Genomic DNA, 14,890 nt, shown 5'->3' with positions numbered 1-14,890 from the left:
ATTTTGAATTTTAACGTTTTAGAAAAGCGCTGATTTGCTTGCTAATGCCCTCGCTGTCTAATCCCAGTTCGGCATATATTTCCTGCTGACTGCCATGTTTTACAAATTGATCAGGCAGTCCAAGATTAAGTACCTTAACGTTGCAACCCTGGCGCAGCAGTACATCGTTAACGGCTGAACCGGCGCCGCCAATCAGCGCATTATCCTCAATCGTGACAAAATGGCTGTGATCTGCAATCAGTTGCAGCAACATAGCTTCATCTAATGGTTTGATAAAACGCATGTCTACCAGAGTGGCATTGCGCTCTGCTGCGACGGCTTGACATTGATGCAGTAATGGTCCAAACGCCAGAATTGCCAATTTTTCGCCGTTTCTGACAATCCGGGCTTTGCCCTGCGCCAGTAGCTGCATAGTTTGCTCAGCTTCAACGCCTGAACCAATTCCGCGCGGATAGCGCACTGCAGCCGGGCCAGGGTGCTGATAGCCGGTATAGAGCATTTGCCGGCACTCATTTTCATCCGAAGGTACCATTAACAGCATATTAGGAATACAGCGCATAAAACTGATATCAAAAGCCCCCTGATGAGTGGGGCCGTCTGCGCCGACAATACCTGCCCGGTCAATCGCGAATAGCACATCAAGATTTTGCAGTGCCACATCATGGATCAGCTGATCATAACCGCGTTGCAGAAAACTGGAGTAAATTGCCACAACAGGCTTCAATCCTTCAATGGCCATGCCAGCAGCCAGCGTGACTGCATGTTGTTCGGCGATGGCAACATCAAAATAACGCCTGGCAAAGCGTTTAGAAAACTGAACCATATCAGAACCTTCACGCATGGCAGGAGTAATACCTTGCAAGCGCTCGTCCTGAGCTGCCATATCACATAACCAGCTACCGAAAATATTAGAAAAGGTGGGTTTTCCAGGCTTTTTAACCGGTTGTGTACTGGCGTCAGGATCAAATTTTGCGACCGCATGGTAGCCAATAGGATCCGCTTCGGCCGGCGCATAGCCTTTGCCTTTTTTTGTTACGATGTGCAGTAACTGTGGGCCTTTGAGGTTTCGCATATTACGAATAGTATCGGCCAGGGTAATAACATCGTGGCCATCGATAGGGCCGATATAATTAAAGCCCAGCTCCTCAAAAAAGGTGCCAGGGGTTACCATTCCTTTAAAGTGCTCTTCAGCCCGGCTGGCCAGCTCATGTAACGGTGGCACACCTTGTAAAATCTTTTTGCCGCCCTCGCGCAGGCTGGTATAAAAACTGCCTGATAATATGCGGGCAAAATATTGGTTTAAGGCACCGACATTTTCTGAGATCGACATTTCATTGTCATTCAGAATAACCAGCATATCAGGCCTAACCTCACCGGCGTGGTTCAGCGCTTCAAACGCCATACCTGCGGTAATGGCTCCATCACCAATGACTGCCACGACTTTACGTTTGGATTTTGCCTGGCTGGCAGCAATAGCCATCCCCAGTGCTGCGCTAATCGAGGTGCTGGAATGGCCTACGGTTAGCGTATCGTATTCACTTTCTTGCCGGCAGGGAAACGGATGCAAGCCGTCTTTTTGTCGGATGCTGTGCATTTTATCCCGCCGACCGGTTAAAATTTTGTGGGGATAAGCCTGATGACCAACATCCCAGATCAAGCGGTCAAAAGGGGTGTTGTATACGTAATGCAGTGCAACGGTCAGTTCAACGGTACCCAGGCCCGATGCAAAGTGGCCACTACTCTGGCTGACTGTTTTTAACAAAAAACGTCGCAATTCAGCGCTTAGGGCCGGTAGTTTATCCTGTGGTAATTTACGCAGTTGCTCTGGCACATCGGCTTTAGCTAACAGCGGGAAATCGGTCATATCTAATGCCATTTTCAATGCCTTTATCAAAACTTGCGGGCAATAATGTAATGTGCGAAGGCTTGTAACTCATCGGTGTTGTAGGGAAGGCTGACCAAAGCTGCCAAAGCCTCCTGATACAACTGATGCGCTTTCGCCTTGGCTTCCTGCAGCCCCAACAGCGCTGGGTAAGTCAATTTATTTGCCTTAGAATCAGAGCCTTGAGGCTTGCCCAGTACAGTAGTATCGCTTTCAATATCAAGGATATCGTCCTGCACCTGAAATGCCAGACCCAAAGCACTGGCAAAATCTGTTAACGCCTGAAGTGTAGCAGGACAATCAAGTTCACTACTGTAATAGGCCAGTTGTACGGCACACTCTATTAGAGCGCCGGTTTTTAAGCGGTGCATCTGCTCCAGGGTGGCTAAATCTGTTCGCTGATTAGTTTGTGCCAAATCAATCGCCTGTCCTGCGCACATTCCTGCAATGCCACTGGCTTTGGCCAGCAGTGCGACCCGCTTTAATCTGCGCTGTACACTTAACTCACCCTCTGCACTGGCGAGAATATCAAAAGCCAAGGCCTGCAGAGCATCTCCCGCCAGAATAGCGGTAGCCTCGTCGTACGCTTTGTGACACGTTGGCTTGCCACGACGCAGATCATCGTTATCCATCGCAGGTAGGTCGTCGTGAATAAGCGAGTAACTGTGCAGGCATTCAATGGCACAGGCTGCGCTGTCCAGAGTGTCAAGTGACACACCTAACATAGTGCCACAGCTATATACTAAATAAGGCCTGATCCGCTTGCCGCCATTGGTCAGACTGTATCGCATTGCTTCGTGTAAACGGGCCGCTGTCAGTGGCTGGGCAGCCATATTAAGTTGTAATTGTTGCTCAATCCGATATTGATACAACGTCAGGCTATCTGGTGCCAAGCTATTCTCCTGGCGGTGGGGTAAAGGTTTGCAGGTTTTCCTGCTGCTGTTGCTGTAACAGTAACTGAACCTTCTGTTCAGCACTTTGCAACTGCTGCTGGCTTTGTTTTACCAGAGCAATCCCGCGTTCAAACTGCGCCAGAGAGGCATCTAGTGACAAATCGCCTTGTTCCAATTGTTGCACTATACTCTCGAGCTCTGCCATCGCCGGTTCAAACTGGCTCAGGTCGGCTTTCTTTTTACTCATGACGATCCCCAAAAAAACTGTGCGCAACGTTACCTTAGCAGGCTATTATGGTCAATCATAATGGATAAGTGAAAGCCTAAATTGCTTCTTTTTTGTTATTGAATGCTTAATTTATACGAAGCTTTGTCGATAACCGACTATAAGCTATTATAAAATAATTATAATTCCCATTTGGGGTGTGTTAAGGAGTAAGCAGTGGATATAGCAACCCTGGTTGGCTTGATTGGCGCGATCGGTTTTGTCGTCATGGCCATGGTGATAAGCAGTAGCGGCGATGTGGCTATGTTTGCTGATTTGGTGTCGGTATTGATAGTTGTCGGCGGCTCGATATTTGTGGTTGTTGCCAAGTTTACGATGGGCCAGTTTCTTGGCGCCGGCAAAGCAGCGGTCAAAGCCTTTATGTTTAAAATTGAAGCACCGGAAGAACTGATCGAAAAAGCTGTGCAGTTAGGTGACTCGGCCCGCAAGGGAGGGTTTTTAGCGTTGGAAGAAGCTGAAATACCCAACGCCTTTATGCAAAAAGGCGTGAACATGCTGGTGGATGGTCACGATGCTGATGTCGTCAGGGCAACCCTAATGAAAGATATCAGTCTAACCGAGAAGCGACATGAGACGGCAATCGCCATATTCCGTAGTTTAGGTGACGTTGCGCCGGCAATGGGTATGATTGGTACCCTGATAGGTTTGGTGGCGATGTTGTCAAATATGGATGATCCCAAGGCAATTGGTCCGGCGATGGCGGTGGCATTGTTGACCACATTGTATGGTGCTTTTATTGCTAACGTTATTGCAATACCGCTTGCCGATAAGCTGGCCATTCGAAACCAGCAGGAGAAACAGAATAATCAGCTAATACTGGATGCGATTCTGGGTATTCAGGACGGCCAGAACCCGAAAGTGATTGAAGGCATATTGCGAAATTACCTGGCACAGGGTAAGCGCGAGGTTGCTGGCGGAGAGCCGGCATGAACAACGAGGAAGAACAGGAGTGCAAATGCCCACCCCCTGGGCTGCCTCAATATATGGGAACCTTTGCCGATTTAATGGCCTTGTTAATGTGTTTTTTCGTCCTGTTATTAGCGTTTTCTGAAATGGATGTATTGAAATTTAAGCAAATTGCCGGCTCCATGAAGTTTGCATTTGGGGTGCAAAATAAGATTGAAGTCGAAGATATTCCCAAAGGAACCAGTGTCATTGCTATGGAATTCAGACCAGGCCGGCCTGATCCGACGCCCATTGAAACATTGCAGCAGCAAACAATGGAAATTACTCAGCAAGTTATTGAGTTTCAGGCAGGTGAGGAAGATTCTGCCGGTGGGCGACAGGAACAACGTGATGATATGACGGGTGGCCAGTCGGCAGCAAACGCAGAAGAAACTGCCGATGCTGAAGCCGCAGCGGCTGCTGAGGCAATGCAGGAACAAACCAATGAAATGGTTAAAAAAATGGCAGAGCAATTAGAGCAGCAAATTGTAGATGGTGCCATTGAACTCGAATCTCTCGGCCAGCAAATTATTATCCGGATCCGGGAAAATGGCTCCTTTCCGTCAGGTTCATCATTTTTACAGCCGCGATTCCGGCCGATTATCCAGCAAATTGGTACCTTATTAAATGATGTGCCCGGCGAGATTACTGTTAGCGGACATACTGATGATATTCAGGTTTCTGATGAGCTGCATAGCAATAACTGGGAGTTGTCTGCTAAGCGGGCAGTCTCGGTCGCTACCGAGTTAATTCGCGCTCCGGAGTTTGACCGGCAACGTGTGGTGGTCATGGGCCATGCTGACACCCGTCCTCTGGTTGAAAACGACTCTGAGCTAAACCGCAGACGCAACCGCCGGGTAGAAATATCTATCATGCAGGGCAAGGCAAAAGAGTCTGAACCGATTAGTTTTGAACCACAGGCCAACTAGCTGAGACACGGTTAGTCAGTAAAGAGAAGTGATTAAAGCCAGAGGTAAGCACCAGGCTAGGTGTTCTTCTGGCTTTAAGCTATAATCCGCGCCACTTTTGAACACTGCAACTGCCATTTTTGAATGTTATGCTTGAATTTATAATCAAATTACACCCTGAAATTGCCATTAAAAGCAGGTCGGTGCGAAAGCGCCAGACTAAGTTACTTGAACGCAACCTGAAAACTATTCTGACTCAGGTGGATCCGGGCGTTGTCGTGACTAACCTGTTTGATCATCTTATTGTCAGTTGCAGTAACGCTTCGCCACATATTCGCGCCAAGCTTATTGAGCGTTTAGAATGTATACCGGGTATCGTCAGCTTTTCTGAGATGCGCACGTCAACCTTTGCTGATTTACATGATATTTTTCTTAAGGTGTTGGCGGTATATCAGGCTCAGCTACCAGGTAAAACCTTTTGTGTCCGTGTGCGGCGCCAGGGTAAACATGGTTTCAGTTCTATTGAAGCAGAGCGCTACATTGGCGGTGGACTCAATCAGCAGGTAGCATCGGCAAAAGTCCAGTTAAAGCAGCCTGATATTACGATTAAACTGGAGATTAAGCAGGACAAACTACTGCTGCTTAGTGAAAGTTTTCGCGGTATGGGCGGATTTCCGCTACCCTCACAATCAGATGTTCTATCGCTTATTTCCGGTGGCTACGATTCTGCGGTGGCCAGTTACCTGATGATCCGTAAAGGCCTGCGTACTCATTACTTATTTTTTAATCTGGGCGGGGCAGCCCACGAAGCCGGTGTACGGGAGGTTGCAAATTTTTTATGGCAAAAGTTTAGCCTGTCGCACCGGGTTAAGTTTGTCAGTGTCGATTTTGCGCCTGTGGTTGATAACATTCTGGAACACGTTGATAACGGCGTTATGGGTGTTATTTTAAAACGGATGATGCTACGGGCTGCCAGCGCGGTAGCGCGTGATCTAGGTATTAACGCCCTGGTCACCGGAGAAAGTATCGGTCAGGTGTCCAGTCAGACCATTGCCAATCTGGCTGTCATCGATAAAGTGGTTCCGGATTTAGTGTTACGGCCACTTATTTACCACGATAAACAAGATATTATTGATATTGCCCGTCAAATAGGGGTAGAAGAGCTTGCCAAGAGCATGCCTGAGTATTGCGGTGTGATTTCAAACAAGCCCACCGTCAATGCGGTGCAGTCAGATATTGAACAGAACGAAGCCCGCTTAGATATGGCGCTGCTGGAAAAAATGGTTAACGCGGCGAAAATTCTGGATATCCGCACCATTGATTATCAGGCAGAGCAAGAAGCGCATGTGGTAAGTGAGCTTAGTGAGCTGGCCGATAATGCGGTTATTCTTGATATACGCAGCCCCGAAGAAACAGAGCAGGCGCCATTTAAAGATGTGGGGATACCTGTGGTAGAGATGCCTTTTTTCCGCCTGGCCAGTCAGTTTGTTAATCTCGATAACAGTCGCCACTACTATTGTTATTGCGCTAAAGGCGTGATGAGCAGGTTACAAGCGGTATTATTGCACGAGCAGGGGCATCGTAACGTGTCAGTGTACCGGCCTGTCAGCTAGTTGTTGTTTTTGCCAGGATCTGGTTTAGCATCTGCTGATTTGCCGGCACTGCCAGTTGCAGCTGTGCCGCTTGCTGGCAAATATAACCGCAAATTGCCACAATCTCCGTCTGCCGGCCGGCTTGAATGTCTTGCTGCATAGATGAAAAATTATCAGATGTTGCGCTGATGACCTGATATACCGTTTGTAGCGTGTTAGCAGGATCCATCGGATAACCCAGTGCTGCAGCTACCTGGCACACCTCTGTTGTTAAAGCGCTGATCTGCGCCCGATATTGAGGTTGCGCTAATTGGCCGTTCTGGCAGTTTTCTATTGCTGTCAATGGGTTAATTGCCGCGTTTACCGCGAGTTTTAGCCAGCGCATGGGGTAAATGTCAGATACGACATTAACAGGCCCTAAAGCCGCGCTCATTGCCGCAATGGTCTGGTTATCATCACTGTCAGACGCAGTCAGTTTTGTTATATAACTCTTGCCCTCACCAGTGTGAACTACGTGATGGGCTGCTGGCTTGTACGCGGCCTGACTTGTTGACAAAAACCAGAGCCCTTGTGCGGGGCGCAGCAAAGCCAGTAACGGCTCGATAGGTATGATACCATTGTGACTAATAACCAACTGGGCGTCATTGGCGAGAAAGGGCACTAATTGTGCTACCGCGTTGAGGACATCATACGCTTTAACAGGTACCAGGACGCGTTGTATAGCCGTATCAGTTGGCTGAGGTCGCAGTATCCGGTGCTGGCTTTGCTGCTTAAGATCAGTAAATTTGAGTTGGACGGCATCAGGCTGTTTCAACCACAGGGTTGCGGTATATCCCGCCTGTTGTAGCCGCGCGGCTGCAAGTAAGCCAATGGCACCGCGGCCAACAATAACCCAGCTTAACGCTGACTGCGTGGACGAAGATAATGCCATAGCGTACGGGCCAGATAAAAAGTAACGATACCTGCAACATCAGCCAGCCAGTCCAGCCAGTCACCTGTGCGGCGGGTCAGGTAGTGCTGCGCTAACTCTACAGCGCCCCCGTAAACGCCCAGCAGCAGGAATGCTCCTACTGGCGCAAGTTTAAAGCCTTTCCAAAGTAGCGCAGTTAAAACGATAAAAATACCGAAATGCGCCATCTTGTCTACATGTGCGAAACCTCCCGCTATCCGGTGACCACTTAGCTCAGCCAGAAAACCGGCGGTTGCCAGCACAAAACACAATATACATATCCAACGATAAAAAATCTGCGGCACAGCGAGCCCTCTGTCAGAAACTGCGCTCGGATTGTAGCAGTTTTCTGGTTATAATCACCAGCAGACAGAATGGCTTATGCTAAGGAGAATTTTAATGCCCTCATTTGATATCGTCTCAGAAGTCGATCAGCAAGAAGTACTCAATGCAGTAGAAAATGCTAATCGTGAACTTGCTACCCGCTTTGATTTTCGCGGTGTGCAGGCAGAATTTACCCTGAAAGAAAAAGTGATCACAATGAAGGCTGAAGCAGAGTTTCAGCTGCAGCAAATGCTGGAAATATTTCTGGCAAAAGCGGTAAAACGCGGTCTGGATGTGCGCTCATTTAAAGAGGGCGATGTGGTCCATTCCGGTAAAACATACAGCCTTAGTGTCAGTCTGCTGCAGGGGATAGAGCAGGATATGGCGAAAAAACTGGTTAAGCTGATTAAAGATAACAAGCTGAAAGTGCAGGCGGCCATTCAGGGCGATCAAGTACGAATTACCGGTAAAAAGCGCGATGATTTGCAAGAAGCAATAGCGCTGGTTCGTGGTAGTGAGTTGGAGCAGGCGTTTCAGTTTACTAATTTTCGTGATTAGTCTTTCTTGCTAATGGTTTAGCCATCTGGATATCTATTGACATTTTCTGCTTCAGGGTTAAACTGCACACGGCCTTAACCAAGGCCGTTTTTTTTCAGGTGCTGCAGCATGCTGCAGTTAAACGGGAATCTGGTTTAAGCCAGAGCTGCCCCCGCAACGGTAAACAACTATCAAAACTTTAATAACCACTGTCAGCTGATGGGAAGGTAAAGTTTTGGCGCAAGCAGGTTGTCAGCCCGGAGACCGGCCTGAAAAGTCCATTAACTAACTAAGATGTGCGGTGGGCACATTGTAGGAGTTTTGATGTTTAAACCTGCTTTTGCAACCTTGCTGGTTGCAGCGTGCTGTCCGGTTGTGGCTGATACATTCGCCGCCGGCAGTCAGAATGATACTTTTATCCGCAATGACACCTCCGTTACCAATAATGGCTCTGATACGCCAGCAATTGAGCATATCAGTATCTACGCCAACCGCACTGCAAGAGTAGCGCAAGACGTGTTGGCCAGTATAACCATACTGAACCGCTCTGATATTCTGGCGCGTCAGGCCAATGATTTACCCGAGCTGCTGGCGCAGCTGCCCGGTATTAATATGTCCCGAGATGGTGGTCGTGGCCAGAATAGCAGTGTCTATGTCCGCGGCGGTAATACGGGCCATACACTGGTGTTGGTTGATGGTGTACGAACCGGTTCTGCCACCCTGGGGTATAAGCCATTGTCGATGGTGCCGCTGGCGCTGATTGAACGGATTGAGGTAATTCGCGGGCCGCGCGCTGCCTGGTATGGCTCTGATGCACTGGCAGGGGTTATTGCTATTACTACCCGGCGCAGCAGTGCCCTGGAATTACATGCTGATGTCGGCAGCTTCGGTCAGGCCAGCGCCGATATCAGCGCCAGTAAGCAACGGGAACAGCTCACGCTGTGGGCCAGCGCCGGGGTGAGCCAGGCAGATGGCTTCAATGCCCAGCCAGCACAGGACCCTGATAGCGATGGCTATCAGCAGCAATATCTAAAAGCTGCCGCTGATTACCGTACCGACTTTGGCCTGTGGTCAGCCCAGGCTGACGTTAATTCCGGCTTTAATCAGTTTGACACCAGTTTTGGCACTGAAGATGAAACGGATACCCTCAGCCGCACTTATCTGCTTGGCTGGCAGCAACAATTAAGCGGCTGGCAGCATCAGACCAAGCTTAGCCGGACACTGGACAGTGACAGTACCTTTGGTCCTGATTCGCGCAGCCCCTTTGTTACTGAGCGGGATGAATTTAATTATCAGCTGACAACAGACTTTGCCTCTGGCCTTGGCTTTGTCGGCGGTGCTAACTGGTATCAGGAGCAGGTGGCAAAATCAGCGACAGCTTATGAGCAAACCAGCAGAATTAATCGCGCTGTCTTCGCCGGCATCAATTATGATTATGACGCGCTGCAGCTCGAAGCAGCGGCCCGACACGATGCGATAAATTACTATGGCGCTGAAACCACCTGGCAGCTTGCTGCTGGTTATCAGTTTGCCAACCACTGGCAATTGCGGGTCAGCCGCGGTACTGCTTTTAAAGTACCGTCATTTAACCAGTTATACTTTCCCGGTTTCGCTAACCCGGATCTTAAGCCAGAGCAATCGGTATCAGATGAAATTGCGCTAAGTTACCTCAGCAGCGGCATTCAGTTGCAACTTGCCTGGTTTGACCGCGAGGTTACGAATCTTATTCAGGGCGTGGAGCAGGCAGAAAATGTGCTGCTGGCGACAGTGCAGGGAATTGAGTTGAGTCTCAGCCAGCAGTGGCAGCAATGGCGCAGTAATTTCAGCTATAGCTGGCTTGATACAGAGAACCTCGGCACTGGCCAGAAACTGGAGCGCCGCCCCGAAAACACTGTCAACTGGCGTGGCAGTTATACCGCTGTTCACTGGTCGGCGTTTATCACGGCAGATTATCAGAGTGCCACTTATCAGGGGGCTGACTGGTTTAGCGGCGATGCTTTTCCTGCTGCGCCAGCCCATACAGTGTGGGGCGCAGGGCTAAGCTACTCTATTTCGCCGCAGCTGACGTTAAGAGCCCGCCTGGCCAATCTGACCGATAAGCAGTATTACACCAGCCGGGGCTATGCCACTGCCGGGGCTAATTTCGGCGTGTCGGTCAGTTATATCTTGCAATAACCAACAGGCCTTATAAACAAGGACAGTATTAACAGTCTGAGTAATCAAGCCAGGCACCAAGCAGCCTGGCAACCTCTTCGGCAGCGGTCATATGACAATGATGCCCGCCGTTAAGTTGCTTAACGCTTAACTGTTGATACCAACTTTGCATTGTTGCCAGTTTACCGACAAAAGGCCCGTCAGCAGCTAAGATTGCCAGTACCGGTGCCTGTACTGCCTGACAAAGCTCCCTGGCCTGGCTGTCAGTCAGCCGGTGCACTGATTTATAGCGCAGGCGATAGTCATTACGCCAGCTGATACCATTCTGACTTGCCACAGTGCCTCGCTCTGCCAGTAACAGCGCTTGTTGCAAAGTAAAGTCGCTTTGGCTCAGTCGTGCTGTAGCGGCTGCATTAAGATCCGGATATTCTGGCTTGCGTCTGGGTGGAGTTTTGAGGCGGGAAACAATTCCCTGGCGAAGCTGATCACCGCTGCTGTTCTCTTGGGTAACAAAGCCCAGGCTATCAAGCAACACCAGTCGTGCCACCAGCTCAGGAAATGCCGCCGCCAGGGCGGTAGCCACCATCCCTCCCATCGAGTGACCTATTACGGTCAGCTGTTGCCAGCCTTGCTGCTGACAAAGTGCCACCAGATCTTCAACCCAGTCAAAAAAGTAATAATGCGCATCGCTGCTGCGCGCAGCAGAATGTCCATGGCCGGGGAAATCCAGTGCCAGCAGTGGCAGCGCCGGTAAACTCGCTGCCAGGGGGATAAAGCTGGCCGCATTATCCTGCCAGCCATGCAGGCACAGTATTGGTGGTTCAGCCGTGCTAAAAGCAGAGCGGTTAGCCAGAGCGGCCAGTTGCATGCTATTTTTATAACCAGCCAATCTATAGTTAACTAAGTGATCCATAAAAGGTACTTTCAACGTTTACCAACTAAAATACACAAATAATTTTCATTATCGGCCATTGTGCCAGTGTGTTCCGGCAATTGACAGTCCTACCCACAAGTGCGGGATTGCCGTCCGGCTGAAGCAGGCTACAGGTTTTTACTAAACAGGTTTATGTTATGTCTTATACCCACAATACGATTGTTAAACTGCAGAAAAGCAGTCCGGCTCAAACCGAATTCTATCAGGCAGTGGAAGAAGTATTAGACTCATTGGCGATGGTGCTGGATGAAGACAGCCGCTTTTGCCAGCATTCCATTATTGAGCGGATGGTTGAACCCGAACGGCAAATCATGTTTCGGGTGGCCTGGGTTGATGACGAAGGTAAGGTGCAGGTTAATAAGGGATACCGGATTGAGTTTAATTCTGCCTTAGGGCCCTATAAGGGCGGTCTGCGGTTCCATCCCAGTGTCACCAGCAGCATTGTAAAGTTCCTTGGTTTTGAACAGGTATTAAAAAATGCCCTGACCGGCTTGCCGTTGGGTGGCGCCAAAGGTGGTGCGGACTTTGACCCGAAAGGGCGGTCAGATGGTGAAATTATGCGGTTTTGTCAGGCATTTATGAATGAGCTATATCGGCATATCGGGCCCAGGACTGATGTGCCTGCTGGCGATATTGGGGTGGGTACCCGCGAGCTTGGCTATATGTTTGGTCAATATAAAAAACTGACCAATCAATTTGAAGGGGTGTTAACAGGCAAAGATATTCTGTGGGGCGGCTCACTGGGGCGTAAGGAGGCAACCGGTTATGGCTGTGTTTACTTTGCTGAGCATATGCTGGAAGGTAATGGTGATAGTCTGGAGGGTAAGGAATGCCTGGTGTCAGGCTCCGGTAATGTTGCTATTCATACCATTGAAAAACTGATCGATTTAGGTGCCAGACCTATTACCTGCTCTGACTCGGATGGCACTATTTATCAGAAAAAGGGCATCGATATTAAATGCTTAAAACAAATTAAAGAAATCGAATATGGCAGGCTCAGTGATTATGCCAAGCGCAATCCAGATGCTGAATATATCAGCCGTGAAAACTATCCTGATGATGGCAACGCGGTATGGCGGGTTGCTGGTCAGGTGGCCTTTCCCTGCGCCACCCAAAATGAATTAAATGCGGCCGATGCCAGATCGCTGCTCGACAACGGTTGTATTGCAGTGTGTGAGGGCGCCAATATGCCTTGCACCGCTGAGGCGGCAGATTTGTTTCTTAAAGCAAAAATTGCTTATGCTCCTGGCAAGGCGGCTAATGCGGGCGGCGTTGCGACCAGTCAGCTGGAAATGGCTCAAAACGCCAGTATGCAACGCTGGACATTTAAACAGGTGGACGAGAGACTTAAAGACATCATGCTGGATATATATCAGCGCACCCGTGATACGGCTGCTGAGCTTGACCGGCCCACGAACTTAATTCTTGGAGCCAATGTAGCAGGTTTCAGGCGGGTTGCTGATGCCATGATTCAGCAGGGAGTAGTATAACGACTTGTCGTTTTGCAGCTGTCAGCCTTTTATATTATGGACTGGCTTAGCGGTCGGGTGACAAATATTCATTGTCATAAAAGGTCCTGAGCCAGTGCGGGCGATACACACTCATCAGGGTAATGGCCATGCCGTTGAGCAGCGCTTCTGCGAACCAGATAAGCAACACGAGTTGCAGGTAATTCTGATAAATACTGCTCCAGCTGTACAGATCCTGCCAGTAAAACCACAGTGCGGTTAGCAGCATTTTAAAGCTGATAGTCAGCGCCGCATTGGCAAAACCGGCAATGAAAATGTAGATAAATAAATGTCGCGGCAAATACTGATAAGACAAGGCAAAGATCAGATAGCTGAATAACGCCGGCAATAGTGTGGTCAACAGCGCCATAACGCCAGCATCAGCCAGATTTATTTTGCCTGCACCCACCAGAAAAACCACAGCAACGCTGCCAATTAGCCAGGCTATCCGCCAGCCATGGCATAGCACCAGCGTAGTGACCCCAAGCAAATGCAACTCAAGCCCCGGCTCAATGCCTGCCTGGACTGACCAAAGCAGCGTAGTGACCAGGATAGAGCTGAACCACAAATGCTGATAGCCTGCTTCCGATTTCAGTTTGGTAACGACGTCACGCGGAAAAAAGCGTAACAATAATACCAGCCACATCAACCATGCTGCACCCTGCCAGAATGTCATTGGCGTCTCCGGTTAAAACAAACTTATAACAGTATACCGGGCCTGAAACTTTGGATCAGTCGTTCGTTATTTAACCAGAGTAGTCGCGGTATCCAGATAGCGTTTAGCCTGCTGTTTAACTTTGGCAAAATCCATATTCTCTGAACCCAGATGGACGTCTTCCAATACTGCTTTTAATTCCGTTGTTTCACTATGAATTTTCTCAAGCGCATTTTCCAGGGTGTAGGTCAGCTGATGAATTTCCACCATAGCTTCCGCATTCAGTTCGCCCTGCATCAGTTGCTGCAGTTTTTGGTTATTGCTGCGGAATAATTCAATTGCTTCGGTTAAGTTTGCCGCTTTTTGTCCTTTAAAATGATCGGGCCGTTGCTCGTCTGCCATGCTGTTAAAGGTAACCGCAGCCAGGAAAAACGCTGTGCTGAAACTAATAGCCGTTTTCATAAAACCTCTCAATGTAGATGATAATAGTTATCAGTTACAATATCACAGCCGGCCAGAGTTGCAATCATAATTTAGCGCAATGGCTGCATTTGCCAGCGGCTATTTATGACCTGCCACACGATTGCGGTTATTTAGCCAGCAGATGATCGATTAATGCCAGATAGGCTTCCAGGCTGTTAATATCAGCATGCGGCAGAATTAAATAACGACCGTTGACCACCAGCGCCGGAACGCCACCAATCTCATTATTCTGCATTTCGCTGGCACTTTGCTGCAGCTTAACAACTACCTGCTCGCTGTTTTCTGCAATATCGAAAAATTGTGCCTGGTCAACCTGGTGGCTGGTTAAAAACTGCTGTAAATCTACTGGTGTCAGTTGCTGTTTTTCGCTGTATAGCTCAAGCAGGGGTTTGGTTAAATGCTCCAGGTTCATTTGCTGCAAGGTATAAAATATCCGGGCATCGGTTTGCCAGTGCCTGGCGACCGCGGCATGTTTACGCACCAGGGTTAATTCCGGTCGGCGCAATAATATGCTTTCCAGTACCGGTTCAAAGCGCTGGCAATGCTGGCAGCCAAACCAGAAGTACTCTATCAGATAGGGTGGCCTGGCATCCTCAGCGTCGATATTTTCTACCAGTCGGTAGTGTTTATCCTGCTCAAACTGCAGTGTAGCAACAGTCGTTGGTGAGTTTGTAGCCTGCTCGCCGTCGATTTCAGGTGTGGCAGGCTCAGAGCACGCCACCATTAACCAACTGATACTGGCAACGGCCAGTAATTTAACTGGTTTCAGCCAAAGAGTTCCCGCTTTCATAATGTAGCCCGTAATTAGTAATTTAAAGAGAGTTATAGCATCAGGACAAC

Annotated in this window: 15 protein-coding genes and 1 riboswitch; of the genes, 6 read left to right on the top strand and 9 right to left on the bottom strand. The window is 49.0% G+C overall.

Annotation, left to right across the window (positions count from 1 at the left end):
* Positions 1–10 precede the first annotated feature (10 nt).
* Genes dxs through B2Q61_RS16465 form a run of 3 tightly spaced genes read right to left on the bottom strand, consistent with a single transcriptional unit; the run spans position 11 to position 3,022 of the window.
* A complete protein-coding gene (gene dxs / locus B2Q61_RS16475; protein ID WP_290617756.1) occupies positions 11–1,876 on the bottom strand; it encodes a 1-deoxy-D-xylulose-5-phosphate synthase in 1,866 nt (621 codons plus the stop codon).
* Between the two features lie 14 nt (positions 1,877–1,890).
* Positions 1,891–2,775, bottom strand: coding sequence for a (2E,6E)-farnesyl diphosphate synthase (ispA, locus tag B2Q61_RS16470; RefSeq protein WP_290617754.1), 885 nt, complete (start codon positions 2,773–2,775; stop codon positions 1,891–1,893).
* Position 2,776: 1 nt separating this feature from the next.
* Positions 2,777–3,022 carry an exodeoxyribonuclease VII small subunit gene (locus B2Q61_RS16465; RefSeq protein WP_290617752.1) on the bottom strand — a complete coding sequence of 82 codons (246 nt, stop codon included), beginning with the start codon at positions 3,020–3,022 and terminating at the stop codon, positions 2,777–2,779.
* A 195-nt stretch (positions 3,023–3,217) separates the two neighbouring features.
* On the opposite strand from B2Q61_RS16465, the gene pomA reads away from it, so the two are divergent.
* From pomA to thiI, 3 genes are all read left to right on the top strand, one after another.
* Positions 3,218–3,991, top strand: a complete 774-nt coding sequence (gene pomA, locus B2Q61_RS16460) for a flagellar motor protein PomA (RefSeq protein ID WP_290617750.1) — start codon at positions 3,218–3,220, stop codon at positions 3,989–3,991.
* Positions 3,988–4,935, top strand: a complete 948-nt coding sequence (locus B2Q61_RS16455; RefSeq protein WP_290617749.1) for a flagellar motor protein MotB — start codon at positions 3,988–3,990, stop codon at positions 4,933–4,935. Before pomA ends, B2Q61_RS16455 begins: the two co-directional genes overlap by 4 nt.
* Before the next feature lie 128 nt (positions 4,936–5,063).
* The gene (gene thiI, locus B2Q61_RS16450; RefSeq protein WP_290617748.1) at positions 5,064–6,527 is read left to right on the top strand and encodes a tRNA uracil 4-sulfurtransferase ThiI; all 1,464 of its coding nucleotides are present in this window, start codon (positions 5,064–5,066) and stop codon (positions 6,525–6,527) included.
* Here the strand turns inward: thiI and B2Q61_RS16445 are convergent.
* Positions 6,520–7,437 (bottom strand): ketopantoate reductase family protein, encoded by a 918-nt coding sequence (locus tag B2Q61_RS16445; protein WP_290617747.1) that lies wholly within the window; start codon positions 7,435–7,437, stop codon positions 6,520–6,522. The genes thiI and B2Q61_RS16445 overlap by 8 nt on opposite strands.
* Positions 7,404–7,760 (bottom strand): VanZ family protein, encoded by a 357-nt coding sequence (locus B2Q61_RS16440; RefSeq protein WP_290617746.1) that lies wholly within the window; start codon positions 7,758–7,760, stop codon positions 7,404–7,406. Before B2Q61_RS16440 ends, B2Q61_RS16445 begins: the two co-directional genes overlap by 34 nt.
* Positions 7,761–7,854: 94 nt before the next feature.
* Between B2Q61_RS16440 and B2Q61_RS16435 the strand changes: the two genes are divergently transcribed.
* Positions 7,855–8,337 (top strand): YajQ family cyclic di-GMP-binding protein, encoded by a 483-nt coding sequence (locus B2Q61_RS16435; protein WP_290617744.1) that lies wholly within the window; start codon positions 7,855–7,857, stop codon positions 8,335–8,337.
* A 79-nt stretch (positions 8,338–8,416) separates the two neighbouring features.
* Positions 8,417–8,603, top strand: a riboswitch (cobalamin riboswitch).
* Positions 8,604–8,640: 37 nt separating this feature from the next.
* Positions 8,641–10,491, top strand: a complete 1,851-nt coding sequence (locus B2Q61_RS16430) for a TonB-dependent receptor domain-containing protein (RefSeq protein ID WP_290617742.1) — start codon at positions 8,641–8,643, stop codon at positions 10,489–10,491.
* Between the two features lie 28 nt (positions 10,492–10,519).
* Here B2Q61_RS16430 and B2Q61_RS16425 read toward each other — a convergent pair whose 3' ends face one another.
* A complete protein-coding gene (locus tag B2Q61_RS16425; protein ID WP_290617740.1) occupies positions 10,520–11,383 on the bottom strand; it encodes an alpha/beta fold hydrolase in 864 nt (287 codons plus the stop codon).
* 158 nt (positions 11,384–11,541) lie between these two features.
* Here B2Q61_RS16425 and gdhA point away from each other — a divergent pair, with 158 nt between their 5' ends.
* The gene (gene gdhA, locus B2Q61_RS16420; protein WP_290617739.1) at positions 11,542–12,894 is read left to right on the top strand and encodes an NADP-specific glutamate dehydrogenase; all 1,353 of its coding nucleotides are present in this window, start codon (positions 11,542–11,544) and stop codon (positions 12,892–12,894) included.
* Between the two features lie 46 nt (positions 12,895–12,940).
* On the opposite strand, the gene B2Q61_RS16415 is transcribed toward gdhA, so the two are convergent.
* From B2Q61_RS16415 to B2Q61_RS16405, 3 genes are all read right to left on the bottom strand, one after another.
* Positions 12,941–13,588: an energy-coupling factor ABC transporter permease gene (locus tag B2Q61_RS16415; RefSeq protein WP_290617737.1), complete on the bottom strand. Its 648-nt coding sequence runs from the start codon at positions 13,586–13,588 to the stop codon at positions 12,941–12,943.
* Between the two features lie 66 nt (positions 13,589–13,654).
* Positions 13,655–14,029, bottom strand: coding sequence for a DUF6746 family protein (locus tag B2Q61_RS16410; protein WP_290617735.1), 375 nt, complete (start codon positions 14,027–14,029; stop codon positions 13,655–13,657).
* A gap of 127 nt (positions 14,030–14,156) precedes the next feature.
* Positions 14,157–14,840 carry a DsbA family protein gene (locus B2Q61_RS16405; protein WP_290617733.1) on the bottom strand — a complete coding sequence of 228 codons (684 nt, stop codon included), beginning with the start codon at positions 14,838–14,840 and terminating at the stop codon, positions 14,157–14,159.
* Between the last annotated feature and the right edge of the window lie 50 nt (positions 14,841–14,890).

The organism is Arsukibacterium sp. UBA5043 (genome assembly GCA_002415085.1).
Lineage (GTDB): Bacteria > Pseudomonadota > Gammaproteobacteria > Enterobacterales > Alteromonadaceae > Alishewanella.
Note: the sequence above shows the minus strand (reverse complement) of the source record. Positions and strands in the feature narration are given on the sequence as shown.

Bases quoted from the DNA above. Each gene is read 5' to 3' on its own strand.
- B2Q61_RS16435 (WP_290617744.1), top strand. From the start codon at position 7,855: ATGCCCTCATTTGATATCGTCTCAGAAGTCGATCAGCAAGAAGTACTC.
- thiI (WP_290617748.1), top strand. From the start codon at position 5,064: ATGCTTGAATTTATAATCAAATTACACCCTGAAATTGCCATTAAAAGC.
- dxs (WP_290617756.1), bottom strand. From the start codon at position 1,876: ATGGCATTAGATATGACCGATTTCCCGCTGTTAGCTAAAGCCGATGTG.
- B2Q61_RS16415 (WP_290617737.1), bottom strand. From the start codon at position 13,588: ATGACATTCTGGCAGGGTGCAGCATGGTTGATGTGGCTGGTATTATTG.
- B2Q61_RS16465 (WP_290617752.1), bottom strand. From the start codon at position 3,022: ATGAGTAAAAAGAAAGCCGACCTGAGCCAGTTTGAACCGGCGATGGCA.
- B2Q61_RS16405 (WP_290617733.1), bottom strand. From the start codon at position 14,840: ATGAAAGCGGGAACTCTTTGGCTGAAACCAGTTAAATTACTGGCCGTT.
- B2Q61_RS16455 (WP_290617749.1), top strand. From the start codon at position 3,988: ATGAACAACGAGGAAGAACAGGAGTGCAAATGCCCACCCCCTGGGCTG.
- B2Q61_RS16445 (WP_290617747.1), bottom strand. From the start codon at position 7,437: ATGGCATTATCTTCGTCCACGCAGTCAGCGTTAAGCTGGGTTATTGTT.
- B2Q61_RS16425 (WP_290617740.1), bottom strand. From the start codon at position 11,383: ATGGATCACTTAGTTAACTATAGATTGGCTGGTTATAAAAATAGCATG.
- gdhA (WP_290617739.1), top strand. From the start codon at position 11,542: ATGTCTTATACCCACAATACGATTGTTAAACTGCAGAAAAGCAGTCCG.
- B2Q61_RS16410 (WP_290617735.1), bottom strand. From the start codon at position 14,029: ATGAAAACGGCTATTAGTTTCAGCACAGCGTTTTTCCTGGCTGCGGTT.
- B2Q61_RS16430 (WP_290617742.1), top strand. From the start codon at position 8,641: ATGTTTAAACCTGCTTTTGCAACCTTGCTGGTTGCAGCGTGCTGTCCG.